Origin of the sequence: Allorhizobium paknamense (assembly GCF_030815125.1) — a bacterium.
Lineage (GTDB): Bacteria > Pseudomonadota > Alphaproteobacteria > Rhizobiales > Rhizobiaceae > Allorhizobium > Allorhizobium paknamense.
Window position 1 is genome coordinate 1 of sequence record NZ_JAUSWH010000035.1, and the last position, 16,985, is coordinate 16,985.

10 protein-coding genes are annotated in these 16,985 nt (G+C 60.2%); 6 read left to right on the forward strand and 4 right to left on the reverse strand.

All coding sequences use genetic code 11. The annotated features are described in order from the left end of the window. Positions 1-189 precede the first annotated feature (189 nt). Positions 190-1,578 carry a virulence factor family protein gene (locus tag QO005_RS23940; RefSeq protein ID WP_307160527.1) on the reverse strand — a complete coding sequence of 463 codons (1,389 nt, stop codon included), beginning with the start codon at positions 1,576-1,578 and terminating at the stop codon, positions 190-192. After that, positions 1,575-4,187: a bifunctional lysylphosphatidylglycerol flippase/synthetase MprF gene (gene mprF / locus QO005_RS23945; RefSeq protein WP_307160528.1), complete on the reverse strand. Its 2,613-nt coding sequence runs from the start codon at positions 4,185-4,187 to the stop codon at positions 1,575-1,577. Before mprF ends, QO005_RS23940 begins: the two co-directional genes overlap by 4 nt. Positions 4,188-4,510: 323 nt before the next feature. Between mprF and QO005_RS23950 the strand changes: the two genes are divergently transcribed. The 6 genes from QO005_RS23950 (at position 4,511) to clpB (ending at position 14,295) form a co-directional block, all read left to right on the forward strand. Beyond that, positions 4,511-5,785 (forward strand): aspartate kinase, encoded by a 1,275-nt coding sequence (locus tag QO005_RS23950; RefSeq protein ID WP_307160529.1) that lies wholly within the window; start codon positions 4,511-4,513, stop codon positions 5,783-5,785. Between the two features lie 80 nt (positions 5,786-5,865). Continuing rightward, entirely contained in the window at positions 5,866-8,136 is a 2,271-nt protein-coding gene (gene ptsP / locus QO005_RS23955; RefSeq protein WP_307160530.1) for a phosphoenolpyruvate--protein phosphotransferase, read from the forward strand. 143 nt (positions 8,137-8,279) lie between these two features. Further along, the gene (gene prfA / locus QO005_RS23960; RefSeq protein ID WP_307160531.1) at positions 8,280-9,359 is read left to right on the forward strand and encodes a peptide chain release factor 1; all 1,080 of its coding nucleotides are present in this window, start codon (positions 8,280-8,282) and stop codon (positions 9,357-9,359) included. Next, positions 9,356-10,225 (forward strand): peptide chain release factor N(5)-glutamine methyltransferase, encoded by an 870-nt coding sequence (gene prmC / locus QO005_RS23965; RefSeq protein ID WP_307160532.1) that lies wholly within the window; start codon positions 9,356-9,358, stop codon positions 10,223-10,225. Before prfA ends, prmC begins: the two co-directional genes overlap by 4 nt. 356 nt (positions 10,226-10,581) lie before the next feature. Beyond that, positions 10,582-11,262: a DUF4167 domain-containing protein gene (locus QO005_RS23970; RefSeq protein WP_307160533.1), complete on the forward strand. Its 681-nt coding sequence runs from the start codon at positions 10,582-10,584 to the stop codon at positions 11,260-11,262. Between the two features lie 429 nt (positions 11,263-11,691). After that, positions 11,692-14,295 carry an ATP-dependent chaperone ClpB gene (gene clpB, locus QO005_RS23975; protein ID WP_307160534.1) on the forward strand — a complete coding sequence of 868 codons (2,604 nt, stop codon included), beginning with the start codon at positions 11,692-11,694 and terminating at the stop codon, positions 14,293-14,295. A gap of 275 nt (positions 14,296-14,570) precedes the next feature. Here clpB and QO005_RS23980 read toward each other — a convergent pair whose 3' ends face one another. Continuing rightward, positions 14,571-16,514 carry a M23 family metallopeptidase gene (locus QO005_RS23980; protein ID WP_307160535.1) on the reverse strand — a complete coding sequence of 648 codons (1,944 nt, stop codon included), beginning with the start codon at positions 16,512-16,514 and terminating at the stop codon, positions 14,571-14,573. Between the two features lie 285 nt (positions 16,515-16,799). After that, positions 16,800-16,985, reverse strand: a 186-nt coding sequence (locus QO005_RS23985; RefSeq protein WP_307160536.1) for a hypothetical protein, incomplete at its 5' end; no start/stop codon positions are given.

Consider the following 16,985-nt stretch of genomic DNA (forward strand, 5'->3'; position numbering starts at 1 on the left):
ACAAACTCGCCGCCAACTTTCTCGGTTTCATTAAGCTCGCCAGCATAATGCTATGGATCAAATAACTAATTTGTCACTACAGCCTAGAGCGTTTCATTGTTTCACGGAAACATTGAAACGCTCTAACTCTTTGGTTCTACGCATTTCCGGAGGGAAAACCGGTTTCCACTTTTCCTGAAAATGCTCTATTTAATCCAGCCGGCGCGTCTTCAACCGGTCCAGAATGAGCTTGCCAAGGGCTTCATAGTCGCCATCGAAATGGTGACCGCCCTCCAGCTTGACGATATCGACCTTTTGCGGATCGAGATTGTGGCAGGCATCGTCCTCGGAATCGTCTTCGCCATAGAGGCACTGCACCAGGCCTGCTGGCATTTTCGCCACTTCCTTGGCCGGATCACCCTCGGTGCCGTCGCCCTTGGCGCCCAGCCAGCCGGTGACGGAAATTTCGAAATCCGACTGATGCGACATGGACAAGAGCGAGATCTGGCTGATCTTCTGCCGGGTTGCGGGCGGAAGAAGATTGTAAACCTTCGGAGCGACGTCCGCCCCGAAGGAAAAGCCGATCAGCAGCACATGCTTGACCTTCCACCGCTTGGTGAAGGTGTTGATGATCAGGTTGAGATCGTCCGCCGTCTGCTGTGGTTGCCGTTCCGACCAGAAATAGCGCAGCGAATCCACGCCCACGACCGGCAGGCCTTCCTCCTGGAAATAGCTGGCAATATCGCTGTCGATGTCTCGCCAGCCGCCGTCACCGGAATAGAAGATGGCGACGGTATCGAATTTCGGCTTGTCCACTTCCAGAAGCGTCAGCGGCAGGCCCAGCGGCTCGGAATCCTTGCTGGTCGCGGCAATGATCGCGTCGATGGCGCTGGAAAGCGCTTTTGGGGTGGGGTCTGGACTGTCGCTGACATCGATATCCTCATGCTCCTTGAGAATATCGGCCACATGAGCGCGGCCTTCCGGGGTGGCATCGGCCGTGAAGATCACGGTCGCCGGGTCGGGCAATGCGCCATCCGTCAAACCATAGACAATGCCGCCATTCTTCTCCACCTTGTCAGCCGGGGTACAGAACTGATCGGGAAGCGGAATGACCTCGCCCGGATTGATTGCCAGCGTCTCGCCGATGGTCGCATTCGGCGTCTGCGCCAGGATGGCAAGCGCCAGGGTGCCGCCTTCGCCCACACCGGCAATCAGCGGCGCCATATAGCTGCTGCCGCCGAGCTTGCGCTGGATTTCGTGGGAGAGTTCCTCGATATCGGAAACGGTATAGATGCAATCGTCATCGGTGGAGGCCTTGAGCGCGGCCTGCAGGGATTTCAGATAGTTCGGCGTATCGATGCCCACCACGATGGCGCCATTGCCGCGCAGCCTGTCGGCCTCGGCCTGCATGGCGGGCGACCAGCCATCCTTGTCCGACAGCAGGAACACCATGGATTTCGCCTCGCCATGCGGCAGGGCAATAACCGGCTTTGGAATGGCGCCGGTTTCGAAGGTTGCATCCTGAGCGGAAGCGCCGTGGGTGCAAAGGCCGAGAGCGGCCGCTGCGAGCAGGCCCTGAACATGCTTGATAAGCTTCATTTCTTCACGACACCTTTCAGGCCGCCGCCAATCAGCAGGGTTGCATCCAGCAGCGCGATCACGGGGCTCAAGCCACCGGACACCGCAAGGTAACGCGGCTGCCATTCGGGATGGAACTTGGACTTGAATGCCCGAAGCCCCTTGAAATTATAGAAGCGTTCGCCGTGTTCGTAAAACGTATTGGCGATCCGGTCCCAGACGGGCGCAACTTCACGGCGAGAAAGTCCGGACAGCGGCGCCATGCCGAGGTTGAAATGCTGGTAGCCTTCACCGCGCAAATGCGTGAGCAGGCTGACGAACAGATAATCCATGGAACCTTTGGGCGCCTCGGGCGAGAAGCGCATCAGGTCGATGGAGGCCTCCACCTTGGTATCGGTGACAAGGATATTGGCAAAGGCGACGATCTGGCCTTCGAAGCGCAGAACGATGACCGGCTGCGCCAGCATATAGTCATCGGTGAAGGCCCCGAGCGAGAAGCCTTTCTCCTTGGTCCGATGCTGGGCCAGCCAACCGTCGGAGACGGCGCGGAGATCTTCCAGCACGGCCGGAACGCCTTCGACGGGAATGATCTCGAAGCTCAGCCCGTCGCGCTCGGCGCGCGAGGCCGTCTGGCGCAGATTGGCCCATTTGCCACCCTTGAGTTCGAAGCGGGACAGATCGACGGTCGCCAGTTCGCCGAGCTTGAAGGCCTGCAGACCGGCATCGGCGATGGCGGGCAGCAATTGCGGCGAGGCCTGATAGAAGACAGCCCTGCACCCGGCCAGCCGTGCGGCTTCCACGAATTGCCAGACCAGTTCATCACGGGATTTCTTCGGCCCCACCGGATCGAGAAAGGCAATCCAGGAGCGGCCCTGCTTGCCATACATCAGGAAGGCTTCGCCATCCGGGGAGAACATCACGGCCTTGTCGCCGGTGCGCACCAGATTGCTATCGGCCACATCATACCGCTTCAAAATGGCGACGGCCTTGTCCACGTCTTCCGGGCTGGATGGCGTGACCGCAGGGGCTGCGGGCCTGAGCAGGCTGAGGATCGCCACGGCCGAGGCAAAGACGGTGAGGCCCAGCATGGCGCGGAGCGAGCGCGGCGCTTCCTCGGAGAATTCGAAATCCCACCAGAGCGCATGGCTGTAGTCGACGTCGCGATAGACGAAGAACAGCAGGAAGCAGGCTCCAAGGCAGATGACGGCAATCGCCGTCAGCCAGGAGGTGGTGAGCGCCTGACGGAAGAGCGAGGCCGGGCGCACGAAGAGCCGCTTGCTGGAGACGAGGCCGATCAGCAGAACGCCAAGCGCGCCAGCCTCGAAAATGGCGAAGGCCTTGAGAAGCGCCAGCACCAGCGCGAAGGCTGAGCCGACGGTCGCCGCCCACCATGCCCCATCCAGCCGTTGGGCAAGCCCGCGCGCTGCAATCACCAGCAGCAGGCCGAGCAGGCTTGAGAAGAAATGTGCGCCTTCCACCACTGACAGCGGCACGATGCCCTGCAACAGTTCGAGATAGCTTTCCGGTGTCGGTGTGACGCTCGAAAAGATCAGCATGGTGCCGAGAATGACGGCAAGAGCGGCGAGAAGGGCAGGCGAAATCCGGCTTGCCGTGCGCCCGACGCCCGCCAGGGCCGGGGTCTTGGCAACGTGCCGCAGTTCCGTGAAGGTCACCAGGATGATGGCGATCACCAGCGGCAGCACGTAATAGATCAGGCGGTAGACGACCAGCGAGGCCAGCACCGCATCGACATTGGTGGTGGGGCCGAGCGAGGCAATGATCACCGTTTCGAACACGCCGATGCCGGCGGGAACATGGCTGAGGACGCCGATGCCGATGGCGATCGAGTAGATAGCAAAGAAGGCAGGCCAGGAAATCGCCGCCTGTTCGGGCAAGAGCGCATAGACCACTGAGGCGGAGAAGGCGAGATCGGCCACCGTCACCAGGAATTGCCGTGACAGCGTCAGCGAATCCGCCAGCCGCAGCGTCACGCCGGCAAAGGTCAGGCTGCGGCGCTCGCCGATGATTACCAGGAGGGCGAAGCCCGCGAGCATAACGATGGCGATGCCGCGCAGCCAGTTGGGATCGATGCCGATCAGTGGCGCGATTTCCCCGGACATCGGAATGAGCGACAGCGCCGTGACGGCGGCAAGCCCGAGCGAAAAGGAGAGCGTGACGAAAGCGATGACCCGGCCGATATCGTCCGGCCCGAGCCCCGCCCGGGAATAGGACCGGTAGCGGATCGCGCCGCCCGACAGCATACCGAAGCCTGCGGCATTGCCGACGGCATAGGCGCTGAAGGCGGTGAGCGCCACTTCCGGAAAGGGTCGCTTTCGGCCGATGAAGGCCATGGCGTTCCAGTCATAGAGGCAAAGCGACAGAAAGCTGAGCACGGTGAACAGAATGGCAAGTCCGATCTGGTCTATGCCGGTCGTGCTCATGGCGGCCACGACATCGTCATAGCTCACTTCCTCGGTCAGGCGGTAGATCGCGAGACCGACGGCGGCGAACACCACGAGCGTGAAAACCGCCATCAGCGGCCGCCCATACTGTTCCAATCGAGCGCGCCAGCCGGTTTCCGGCTGCAAATCGTCATCTGCCTGCTGTGCGGCCTTCATATCGGCTGCCATGCATTACCCCTTGTTGTCCGTCCCCAACCCCTTCGTTCCTTCGAAAAGGCGTTTCTATTCTGCGGCAGTCAGTGTTACCAAAATGTGGCGGAATGGCGTATCTCCATATGCAGCTTTCTTGAAACCTGCCAAGAGCGCGCCCTCAAAAACCTGTTTCCGCAACGGTTTCGTACCAAGAACTTGCCGTTGCGCAGCCGGGGCTTATCCGATAAAAGCCGCCTGCCGCAATTGGCCGGTCCCGGCGCTTGTCTGGACAGGGGTCATTGCCACTGCTTTTCCTGCCGCAGAGCCGGCATAGTGTTGAGGTTGAAACGGTCAAGTCCATGGCGCGCATTGTGATGAAATTCGGCGGTACGTCCGTCGCCAATCTCGAACGCATCCACAACGTGGCGCGCCATGTGAAACGGGAGGTCGATGCCGGTCACGAAGTGGCCGTGGTGGTTTCGGCCATGTCCGGCAAGACCAATGAGCTGGTGGACTGGGTGCAGACCATGCCGAAGGTCGCGGGCGCCGATTCGCCCTTCTACGACGCGCGCGAATACGACGCCGTCGTGGCCTCGGGCGAGCAGGTGACGTCGGGCCTGCTGGCGATCGCCTTGCAGTCGCTCGGCATCAATGCCCGCTCCTGGCAGGGCTGGCAGATCCCGATCAAGACCGACAACGCCCATGGGGCGGCCCGCATCCAGGAGATCGACGGTTCCGACATCATTCGCCGCATGGGCGAAGGCCAGGTGGCGGTGGTGGCCGGTTTCCAGGGCATCGGGCCGGATAACCGCATCGCCACGCTTGGCCGCGGCGGCTCCGATACCTCGGCGGTGGCGATTGCCGCCGCGGTCAAGGCCGATCGCTGCGACATCTATACCGATGTGGACGGCGTCTACACCACGGATCCGCGCATCGAGCCCAAGGCGCGCCGCCTGAAGAAGGTGGCCTTCGAGGAAATGCTGGAAATGGCCTCGCTCGGGGCCAAGGTGCTGCAGGTGCGCTCGGTGGAGCTTGCCATGGTGCACAAGGTGCGCACCTTCGTGCGTTCGAGTTTCGAGGATCCCGATGCGCCGGGCATGGGAGATTTGCTCAATCCGCCCGGCACGTTGATTTGCGATGAGGATGAAATCGTGGAACAGGAAGTTGTAACCGGCATTGCCTATGCCAAGGATGAAGCCCAGATTTCGCTGCGCCGCCTGGCCGACCGTCCCGGTGTGTCCGCCGCGATCTTCGGCCCGCTGGCGGAAGCCCATATCAATGTCGACATGATCGTCCAGAATATTTCCGAGGACGGCTCCAAGACCGACCTGACCTTCACCGTCCCCTCCGGCGATGTCGACAAGGCGCTGCAGGCGCTGGCCGACAACAAGGAGAAGATCGGCTTCGACGTGGTGCAGAGCGAAAAGGGCCTGGTCAAGGTTTCCGTCATCGGCATCGGCATGCGCAGCCATGCCGGCGTTGCCGCCACCGCGTTTCGGGCGCTGGCCGAGAAGGGCATCAATATCAAGGCGATCACCACTTCCGAGATCAAGATTTCCATCCTGATCGACGGTCCCTATGCAGAGCTTGCCGTTCGCACTTTGCATTCTGTGTATGGTCTCGATAAGAGTTGATCAGCGGGTGGTAATTTGCCACCTTTGATCTTCATCGCCGGTCTTCCGCCGGCGATATGACAGTCGGGAGCATGCACGCGATGAGAGACCTTTCTGCAGGTCCGCGCGTTCTTCTCAAGCGGTTGCGCGAATTGATGGCGGAACCGCTTGAGCCACAGGAACGCCTGGATCGTATCGTTCGCCAGATTGCGAGCAACATGGTCGCGGAAGTGTGCTCCTGCTATGTGCTGCGATCCGATGGCGTGCTGGAGCTTTACGCCACCGAGGGTCTCAATCCGGATGCCGTGCACCTTGCGCAGCTGAAGATGGGACAGGGCCTCGTCGGCACCATCGCCGCCTCCGCCCAGCCGCTCAATCTTTCCGATGCCCAGGCGCATCCCGCCTTCCGCTACCTGCCGGAAACCGGTGAGGAGATCTATCACTCCTTTCTCGGCGTGCCGATCCTGCGGGCGGGCCGCAGCCTTGGCGTTCTCGTCGTGCAGAACAAGGCCCAGCGCAATTACCGGGAAGACGAGCTGGAGGCGCTGGAAACCACCGCCATGGTTCTGGCGGAAATGATCGCCACCGGCGAGCTGAAGAAGATCACCCGTCCGGGCCTCGAACTCGATCTCACCCGCGCCGTCACCATCGAGGGCGACAGCTATAGCGAAGGCATCGGCCTCGGCTATGTCGTGCTGCATGAGCCGCGCGTCGTCGTCACCAACCTGCTCAACGAGGATACCGAGGTCGAGATCCGCCGTCTGGCGGATGCGCTGGGCTCGCTGCGCATTTCCATCGACGACATGCTGTCGCGGCGGGAAGTGGCGATGGAGGGCGAGCATCGCGAGGTGCTGGAAACCTACCGCATGTTTGCCCATGATCAGGGCTGGGTGCGGCGCATGGAAGAGGCCATTCGCAACGGCCTGACCGCCGAAGCGGCGGTGGAAAAGGTGCAGAGCGACACCAAGGCGCGGATGATGCGCCTCACCGACCCTTACATGCGTGAGCGCATGCATGATTTCGATGATCTCGCCAACCGGCTGCTGCGCCAGCTGACTGGCTTTTCGGCCAGCGGCGGCGGTCAGGATCTGCCGGCGGATGCGATCATCTTCGCCCGTGCCATGGGGGCCGCCGAACTTCTGGATTATCCCAGGCAGAATCTGCGCGGCCTGGTGCTGGAAGAGGGGGCTGTCACCAGCCATGTGGTGATCGTGGCGCGCGCCATGGGCATTGCCGTGGTGGGCCAGGCGGCCGGGGCGGTGGCATTGGCGGAAAACGGCGATGCGGTGATCATCGACGGCGATGATGCAAAAGTACATCTGCGCCCGATGAGCGATCTGCAGAAGGCCTATGAGGAAAAGGTCAAGCTCAGGGCACGGCGGCAGGAACAGTTCCGGGCGCTGCGCGATGTCGAGCCGTTGACCAAGGACGGCACCCGCATTGCCTTGAAAATGAATGCCGGGTTGATGGTCGATCTGCCGCAGCTTGCCGATTCGGGCGCAGACGGCATCGGCCTTTTCCGCACCGAGCTGCAATTCATGATCGCCTCGACCATGCCGAAGGCGGATGAGCAGGAGGCCTTCTATCGCAACGTGTTGAAGCAGGCCAAGGGACGGCCTGTGACCTTCCGCACGCTGGATATCGGCGGCGATAAGGTGCTGCCCTATTTCCGCGGGGATGCCGAGGAAAATCCGGCCCTCGGCTGGCGCGCCATCCGCCTGTCGCTGGACCGGCCCGGCCTGTTGCGCACCCAGATGCGGGCCTTGCTCAAGGCGTCCGCCGGTGGCGAGCTGAAGATGATGCTGCCAATGGTGACGGAAGTCGCCGAAATCCATGCGGCCCGGGATCTGTTGCAAAAGGAAGTGCAACATCTGTCGAAATTCGGCCATGGCCTGCCGCGCCGCTTGCAATTCGGGGTGATGCTGGAAGTGCCGGCGCTGATGTGGCAGCTGGATGAGTTGATGCAGGCGGTGGATTTCGTCTCGGTCGGATCCAACGATCTCTTCCAGTTTTCCATGGCGGTGGATCGCGGCAATGCCCGGGTGTCGGACCGGTTCGACAATCTTGGCAGGCCCTTCCTGCGCATTCTGCGGGACATCGTCCGCGCCGGAGACAAGCATGGCACGCCGGTGACGCTCTGCGGCGAGATGGCGGGCAAGCCGCTCTCCTCCATGGCGCTGTTCGGCATCGGCTTCCGCTCGGTGTCGATGTCGCCGACGGCGATCGGGCCGGTCAAGGCCATGCTGCTGCAGCTTGATCTGCGGACGTTGTCCGAGGAGCTGAATCGCAGGCTGGACCATCCGCGCCCGGATGACGGCCCGGTTCGGGCCTTCCTGATGCGCTTTGCCGAGGAAAATGGCGTTCCGATCTAATGCCAAGGCTCGAAGACGCGACGCATCCTCGCCTTGAAGGGATTTCGCATATCTCAATTGCGTCAATGGCTTGAGATGTTCGAAAATGGAATAGGAAGGGTCATCTTCAATGACTTTTCCTATGAAACACTATGGAGTGAAGATTGGCGAAGCTACCTGTTGAGAAAATGCGTGAGCTTGAGCGCCGCTTCGGCGAGATCGAGGCGCGTATGTCTGCCGGGCCTGCCGCCGATGTGTATGTGAAGTTGGCATCCGAATATTCCGAGCTTCAGCCGGTGGTAAAGGCCATTCGCGATCACGCCGAGGCGGAGAAGGAATTGCAGGGCCTGAAGTCACTGCTCTCAGACAAGGCGACGGATCGCGAGATGCGCGACCTCGCCGAGATGGAACTGCCTGACGTGGAAGCGCGGCTGGAAAAGCTGGAGACGGATATCCAGATCCAGCTTCTGCCGAAGGATGCGGCGGATGAAAAGAGCGCCATTCTCGAAATTCGCGCCGGGACTGGCGGTTCGGAGGCGGCGCTGTTTGCGGGCGATCTTTTTCGCATGTATGAGCGCTTTTCCTCGGGCAAGGGCTGGAAGGTGGAAGTGCTATCGGCCAGCGAGGGGGAAGCGGGCGGTTTCAAGGAAATCATTGCCACGATCACCGGTCGCGGGGTGTTTTCCAAGTTGAAATTCGAATCCGGCGTGCATCGCGTCCAGCGCGTGCCGGAGACGGAGGCTGGTGGACGTATCCATACCTCTGCCGCTACCGTTGCGGTCCTGCCGGAGGCGGAGGATATCGACATCGAAATCCGGCCCGAGGATATCCGGATCGACACCATGCGCTCCTCCGGGGCGGGCGGTCAGCATGTCAATACCACCGACTCTGCCGTGCGCATCACCCATCTGCCCACCGGTCTGGTGGTGACGAGCTCGGAAAAATCCCAGCACCAGAACCGCGCCAAGGCCATGCAGGTGCTCAGGTCCCGCCTTTACGACATCGAACGGCAGCGGGCGGAAAGTGAACGCTCCGCCGACCGCAAGAGCCAGGTGGGCTCCGGCGACCGGTCCGAGCGCATCCGCACCTATAATTTTCCGCAGGGCCGGGTGACGGACCATCGCATCAACCTGACGCTTTACAAGCTGGATCGGATGATGGAAGGCGAAATCGACGAAGTGGTAGATGCGCTGATCGCCGATTATCAGGCGGGACAACTGGCGCAGCTTGGCGCTGTCTCATGAGCCCGATGACGCTGGAGGCTGCGCTTTCCGGCCTTCGGCGCCGTTTCGTCGAGGCAGGTCTTGCCGAGGCTGCCCTTGATGCCCGGTTGCTGGTGCAGGGACTGCTGGGCCTGAACTCCACCGATCTGGTCGTCGATGCGCGCCGGATTTTGACGGCGCCGGAGGTGGAGCGCCTGGAGGAGGCCGCTGCACGGCGGATTGCGCGGGAACCTGTCCACCGCATTCTGGGGTTCCGGGATTTTTATGGCGTGACGCTGAAGCTCTCGCCCGCAACGCTGGAACCGAGGCCCGATACGGAAATCCTGGTGGATGAAGCCTTGCCGCGCCTTCGCCGGATGGCCGGGCGTGGGGAGGCCGTGCGGCTGCTCGATATGGGAACCGGAACCGGCGCCATTGCCATTGCGCTCCTGAAGGAATGTCCTGAAGCAAATGCCGTCGTGACGGATATTTCGCAGGATGCCCTTGCAATGGCGCGCGCCAATGCCGATCTAAACGGTGTGGGTGAGCGCCTCTTCACATGCCAGAGCGATTGGTATGAAAATGTGACCGGCAATTTCGACATGATTTTGTCAAACCCGCCCTATATCAAAACGGAAGTGATTGAGGATCTGGAGCCGGAAGTAACGCTTCATGATCCGCTCGCTGCTCTTGACGGCGGTAAAGATGGGCTTGATGCCTATCGTGCAATTGCCGCAGGCGCCAAGGCCTATTTGAAACCTGAGGGTTTTATCGGGCTCGAAATTGGTTACGATCAAAATCAATCGGTTACGGAGATTTTTCGGGAACAGGGCTTTGTGCTCGACACGGCTGCGAAAGATCATGGCGGCAATGACCGCGTGTTGATCCTGCGCTGTTTTGAAGGTTGAAAACCACCGCTGTTCTCGGGCACGAAGTGCTTTTGCTGCATCCGCACAGACATTTTGTGTGAAGCAAAGAAAATGCTTGGTTTTCCCAAGGAAGCGGGATAGGTTGCGGGCACACGCCGGACAGCGGGGAATGAATAGAGATTCGTTCGGGTCTGGCTCGACCTCGAACCTAACTCTTCTTTGGAGAAGTTCGCGGAGCGAACTCATCCCGGCGTGTGGATCAGATAATTTAACGGTCACCAGCGGCAGTATGTTGCGATGGCGCAGTATGCCCCGTGGCGCGCTCGGATGCGGCTTATTGATGCCGTATGGGCGTGGCCCTCGTATCAGCAAGACAGAAATCAGGTGAGTATTCGATGAGGCCAGGACAGCAGAATAAGCGCAGTCGGGGGCGTAGCAATGGCGGAAACAACAACAATAACAATTTCAACCGCAAGGGCTCCAACCCGCTGACCCGAACCTATGACAGTTCGGGACCGGATGTGAAAATTCGCGGTACGGCGCAGCATATTGCTGAAAAATACATGGCGCTGGCCCGGGATGCGCAAAGCGCAGGCGACCGCGTCATGGCTGAGAACTATCTCCAGCACGCAGAGCATTACAACCGCATTATCGCCGCCGCCCAGGCGCATCTGCAGGAGCGGGTGCACCGCGATGATCGCAGCGACTACAATGATCGCGATAGCATGGATATGGATGGCGACGAGATGGAAACTGTCTCCGAGCGTCCGCAGCCGGTTCAGGCCCAGCCGCAGCCCCAACATCAGCCGCAACCCCAGGCCCAGCCGGTTGTGCAGGAGATTGCCGGCAGCGGTCCGCAGCCGGTGATTGAAGAGACGCCGGTCGAGGCTGAAATGGCGGCTGAAGAAAGCGCCCAGCAGGCGGGTTCGAAGCCGGAGCGGGCGCAGACCCGCCGCCGCAGCCCTGCTAACCGTCCCCGTCGCACCCGCCGCAACAGCGGCGAGGCAGCAGAAGGGGGCGAGGCCCCGGCTGCCGAGGGCGGCGAGGCTCCAGCGCTCGCGACTGCCTCCGAGTGAGGATGGACGATTGATTGGATAAACCTCCCCGGGCCTTGCTCGCGGGAGGTTTTTCTTTTCTACTGCATAATTCCTTAAATCGGAATCGATTTAAGGAATTATGCAGCAGCTTTAAAGTGCTACAGCGTCCTTTGTGCGTTTGATAAAACGCACGGCGCTGTAGGGCTTGCGTTTCTTTAAGTTCTTGAAGCATGTCGCTGTCGCAAAACCGCTGCATCTTTTTGCGCGGCATGCTCTTTGTCAAACACCCTGCGGTTTTTGCCTGGCACTCCTCTTTAAACGAAAAAAGCCGCTTCCCATATCAATTACGACAGATGAGCGCGGGTCCCGACAGGGCCATGCGGATCATCACGGGCCTGCCATCAGGGGGCCCGATCCTCAATTGCCGGACAGTGCCTTGGAGGGCTTTCCGGAAAAATGGAGAGCAAGATGAATATCGAAAAATACTCCGAACGCGTGCGCGGTTTCCTGCAATCGGCGCAAACCCATGCTCTTTCGGAGGGTCATCAGCAGTTCACACCGGAACATGTGCTGAAAGTGCTCCTCGATGACGAGCAGGGCATGGCCTCTTCGCTGATCAGCCGTGCCGGTGGCGATCCCAAGGAAGTGCGTCTCGCTAATGATGCCGCACTGTCGAAACTGCCGAAGGTGAGTGGCGGCAACGGTCAGGTCTATCTTTCTCAGCCGCTGGCCAAGGTTTTTTCCACCGCCGAGGATGCCGCCAAGAAGGCTGGCGACAGTTTCGTCACGGTCGAACGGCTGCTGCTGGCGCTTGCCATCGAATCCACGGCCTCGACATCGGCCAGCCTGAAAAAGGGCGGCGTAACGGCACAGGCGCTCAATCAGGTCATCAATGATGTCCGCAAGGGCCGTACGGCTGACAATGCCAATGCCGAACAGGGGTTCGACGCGCTGAAGAAATATGCCCGTGACCTGACGGCGGAAGCCCGCGACGGCAAGCTTGACCCGGTGATCGGCCGTGACGACGAAATCCGCCGCACCATCCAGGTGCTCTCCCGCCGCACCAAGAACAATCCGGTGCTGATCGGCGAGCCGGGCGTGGGCAAGACGGCCATCGCCGAAGGGCTGGCGCTGCGCATCGTCAATGGTGACGTGCCGGAAAGCCTGAAGGACAAGAAGTTGATGGCGCTCGATATGGGTGCGCTGATTGCCGGTGCGAAATATCGCGGCGAGTTCGAGGAGCGCCTGAAGGCGGTGCTCAGCGAAATCCAGGCGGAAAACGGCGAGATCGTGCTGTTCATCGACGAGATGCACACGCTTGTCGGCGCCGGCAAGAGCGATGGCGCAATGGATGCTTCCAATCTGTTGAAGCCGGCGCTTGCCCGTGGTGAGCTTCACTGCGTTGGCGCGACCACGCTCGATGAATACCGCAAGCATGTGGAAAAGGATCCGGCCCTTGCCCGGCGCTTCCAGCCCGTGATGGTGGATGAGCCGACGGTGGAGGATACGATCTCGATTCTCCGAGGCCTCAAGGAAAAATACGAGCAGCATCACAAGGTGCGGATCGCCGACTCTGCCATCGTGGCGGCTGCGACGCTGTCCAATCGCTACATCACCGACCGTTTCCTGCCGGACAAGGCCATCGACCTGATGGATGAAGCTGCGTCGCGGCTGCGCATGCAGGTGGATTCCAAACCCGAGGAACTGGACGAACTCGACCGCCGCATCATCCAGCTGAAGATCGAGCGTGAGGCACTGAAGAAGGAAACCGATGCCTCTTCCGCCGACCGCCTGCAACGGCTCGAAAACGAGCTGACCTCTCTGGAGGAGCAGGCCGATGCGCTCACGGCGCGCTGGCAGGCGGAAAAGCAGAAGCTCGGCCTTGCCGCCGATCTGAAGGGCAAGCTCGATGAGGCGCGCAACGAACTGGCCATTGCCCAGCGCAAGGGTGAGTTCCAGCGGGCGGGTGAACTGGCTTACGGCGTCATCCCGGGTCTCGAAAAGCAACTGGCGGAAGCGGAAGCCCGCGATGCCAGCGGTGTGGGCAGCATGGTGCAGGAGGTGGTGACACCAGACAATATTGCCCATGTCGTTTCCCGCTGGACCGGCATTCCCGTCGACAAGATGCTGGAAGGCGAGCGTGAAAAACTGCTGCGCATGGAAGACGAACTGGCAAAGTCCGTCGTCGGCCAGGGCGATGCCGTGCAGGCCGTTTCCAGGGCGGTGCGCCGGGCGCGGGCAGGGCTTCAGGACCCGAACCGTCCCATTGGCTCCTTCATTTTCCTCGGACCGACCGGTGTCGGCAAGACCGAGCTGACCAAGGCTCTGGCCCGTTTCCTCTTTGATGATGAAACGGCCATGGTGCGGCTCGACATGTCGGAATACATGGAAAAGCATTCCGTATCCCGGCTGATCGGTGCGCCTCCCGGCTATGTCGGCTATGAGGAGGGCGGGGCGCTGACGGAATCGGTACGGCGCAAGCCCTATCAGGTGGTTCTGTTCGACGAGATCGAAAAGGCCCATCCGGATGTGTTCAACATACTGCTGCAGGTGCTGGATGACGGCCGCCTGACCGATGGTCAGGGCCGGACGGTGGACTTCAAGAACACCATCATCATCATGACCTCCAATCTCGGTGCCGAATATCTGACCTCGCTGGGCGATGGTCAGGATGTCGACGCGGTGCGCGAACAGGTGATGGATGTGGTGAAGGCCTCGTTCCGTCCGGAATTCCTGAACCGCGTTGACGAGATCATCCTGTTCCACCGGCTGCGCCGCAGCGAAATGGGAGCAATTGTCGATATCCAGATGCGGCGGTTGCTGGCACTGCTGGCCGAACGCAAAATCGGCATCGAACTGGATGGCGAGGCTCGCGACTGGCTGGCGGAGAAGGGTTACGATCCGGTCTATGGCGCAAGGCCGCTGAAGCGGGTGATCCAGAAATACCTCCAGGATCCGCTAGCCGAACAAATCCTCGGCGGTCAGATCCTCGATGGATCGCAGGTCAAGGTGACCTCCGGCTCCGACAGGCTGCTGATTACGCCGCGCAGGATCGTTGATCAGGCAGCGTGACATCAGATGAAGAGAGAAATGGCGGCCTACTGCATAATTGCTTAAATCGGAATCGATTTAGAGCATTTCCAGGAAAAGTGGGAACCGGTTTTCCGTCCGGAAATGTGTAAAAACAAAGATTTAGAGTGTTTCAGTGTTTCCGTGAAACATTGAAACACTCTAAGGACAAAATTATGCAGCAGCTTTAAAGTGTTACAGCGCCGTGCGCTATAGATGGCGCACGGCGCTGTAAGGCCGCCATTTTTATGGGTGGTTCTTCTGGAAAGGCTTGAGAATCAGTTCGATGCCATCTGACGGTTCTTGTCGGCATTCACCAGAAGATCATCGATCCGCTTGCGCTCGGTCTGGAATTGCGCCAACGCCTGTCCGCCCAGAGATTTGCCATCCGGCAGGCGCACCTTCATCGGGTCGACCTTCGTGCCGTTGACGATGATTTCATAGTGCAGGTGCGGGCCGGTCGATTCGCCGGTCGTGCCCACCCAGCCGATAATCTGCCCCTGCCGCACTTTCGTACCCGGCACGATGCCCTTGGCGATGGCGCTCTGGTGATTATAGGAGCTTTCATAGCCATTAGGGTGGCGAACGATGGTCTGGTTGCCATAGCCGCCGGAATCCCATCCGGCCTTTTCCACCACGCCATTGCCAGCTGCAATGATTGGCGTGCCTGATGGCGCGCCCCAATCCACGCCGGTGTGCATGCGCGAATAGCCGAGCAGCGGATGCCGCCGCATGCCGAAGCCGGAGCGGAAGACGCCGTTGGGCACGGGATTGCGCAGCAGGAACTGGCGGCTGCTCTTGCCGTTCTCATCGAAGTAATCGACCGACCCGTCGCTCGGATCCTGGAAGCGATAAAGGGAAACGGTGCTGTCGCCAAAGCGGGCCTTCAGATACAGAAGTTCCGAATCGGGCGCAGCCTTGCCGCTTTCATCGACGGCGGAATAAAAGGCTTCAATCATGTCCGTCGGTTTCAGCGATGCCTGCAGATCGACGCTGCTGGCAAGCATGCGGATGACCTGCGCCGTCAACTCGCGGCCCATGCCGTAGGAGAGCGCGGCGCGATAAATGCCGTCATAAATGCTCGGCAGATCCCGATTGGACATCACCGGCGTGCTGTTTTCGTCAAAGGCGCTGGCAATGGCATCCAGCATCGGCGGCTCGCTGCCCTCCACCAGATGCCCCTGGTCGTCCACGGCAAGGGTCACCAGATGGCGCATCTTCCGATAGGCACTGAAGCGGACGACGCGGGCCTCTTCGCCGCGCTGAATAATGCCGATGCGCAGCACATCTCCCTGTTGTAGATCGGAAGAGCCGATTTTCTGCGCGAGACTGTCAGATATCGCCTTGGCCTTGGCTTCGGGATATCCGGCCCCCGTCAGGGCCGCGACGATCGACTGGTCACGGCGAACCGGAATGATATCGTCGGCGTATTCTTCCGTCTGCGCCGTAACCGGCTCGGGTGTCGAAACACTCAGGTTCTGTTCTACGACGCGCGCCGCCAGGCCGGGATTGAGATCGAGATCATCATCCTTGTCTGCGAAGCGTTCGGGGTCGACGTAATAAAGGCCGGACAATTCCGTCTTGTCATCGGTGAGCACAGAGCCGTTCGACCGGACATTTTCCTCGATCTCGTCCGTGCTCATCCCGGCGGCAAGCTTGAAGGGTTCGCCATCGGTCGGATAGGCGGTGGTCTTGAGGCTCACCTCGGACTCGACATTCGATCCATAGATCGCGCCGGTGCGCGAAGAGACGGCGACATCGTCCCCTGCAAAAATCGTCAGCGGATCAAAGGGCGGATAGCTTTCCTGTACGGGAAGATTGGTGGCAAGAAGCATCTTGAGATGGGTGAAGGGCTGACGCCGCACCACATCCTTGTCGCCTTCCTTCATCACCGTGGAGACATCAAGAACGGCTCTTGCGGCTGTTTTTGCGGAGATGACGGTATTGATCAACCGCCTGCCGCGTCTGGCGCTCTCACCTTCCATATCCTGGGAGCGCAAATCGCTGACCGCAAGCGCTTCTGCCGGAATGGCCAGTTGCTGGCGTCCATCCACCGCCGCGAACAGGGCGACGCCCATCAGAACGGAGGAGGTAATGCCGGTGAGAAATGTGCCGGAAAGCCAACGCAGAGAGATTTCGCGCCGATCCGGCGCCCGGCGCCCGTCCGCAAGAAGCGGCGGTTCCGAACCGAGCTGCCTGATCAGGTCCTTCTCAGAGGTCATTGTCACCTGTTCATCATGATGAGCCCACGCTTCGCTCCTGCAGGATGCGAAGGACATTCAAAAACTTCTGCCCGTTTCAGCCAAAGCTGTCAAATGCAGGGGGCATCTCGTTCTGGCCCACTCGCCCCCGAGATGTCGTTCAAGACCATCCGAATGTGTAAATCTGAAGGCGCTTGGTGTGTTCAGCCTATATGAGAATCGGTCTGCTGCGCGATTTATAAAGGCTATTGCAGCCCAATGGCCTGCCTCTAAACCGTGGTTCGCCTGTCGGGCTTGAAGAGCGGCCTAATTCAACGATGACGTACCATGCAATTGGAACAGAAAATTGCTTTCCAAATCAGCAATTTGCCCAAAAATCGGACGAGACTGTTTTTTTCCGATTGACCATTTGGCGTAATGGGGCTTATAAGCCGCTTCACGAGACGAGGGGCGGTTGCTTCTGGCGGTGAGCTTCTTCGTTTTAAATTTCTG

Excerpts from the sequence above, each read along its gene's own strand:
- QO005_RS23940 (WP_307160527.1), bottom strand. The coding sequence starts at position 1,578 with ATGAAGCTTATCAAGCATGTTCAGGGCCTGCTCGCAGCGGCCGCTCTC.
- mprF (WP_307160528.1), bottom strand. The coding sequence starts at position 4,187 with ATGGCAGCCGATATGAAGGCCGCACAGCAGGCAGATGACGATTTGCAG.
- QO005_RS23950 (WP_307160529.1), top strand. The coding sequence starts at position 4,511 with ATGGCGCGCATTGTGATGAAATTCGGCGGTACGTCCGTCGCCAATCTC.
- ptsP (WP_307160530.1), top strand. The coding sequence starts at position 5,866 with ATGAGAGACCTTTCTGCAGGTCCGCGCGTTCTTCTCAAGCGGTTGCGC.
- prmC (WP_307160532.1), top strand. The coding sequence starts at position 9,356 with ATGAGCCCGATGACGCTGGAGGCTGCGCTTTCCGGCCTTCGGCGCCGT.
- QO005_RS23970 (WP_307160533.1), top strand. The coding sequence starts at position 10,582 with ATGAGGCCAGGACAGCAGAATAAGCGCAGTCGGGGGCGTAGCAATGGC.
- clpB (WP_307160534.1), top strand. The coding sequence starts at position 11,692 with ATGAATATCGAAAAATACTCCGAACGCGTGCGCGGTTTCCTGCAATCG.
- QO005_RS23980 (WP_307160535.1), bottom strand. The coding sequence starts at position 16,514 with ATGACCTCTGAGAAGGACCTGATCAGGCAGCTCGGTTCGGAACCGCCG.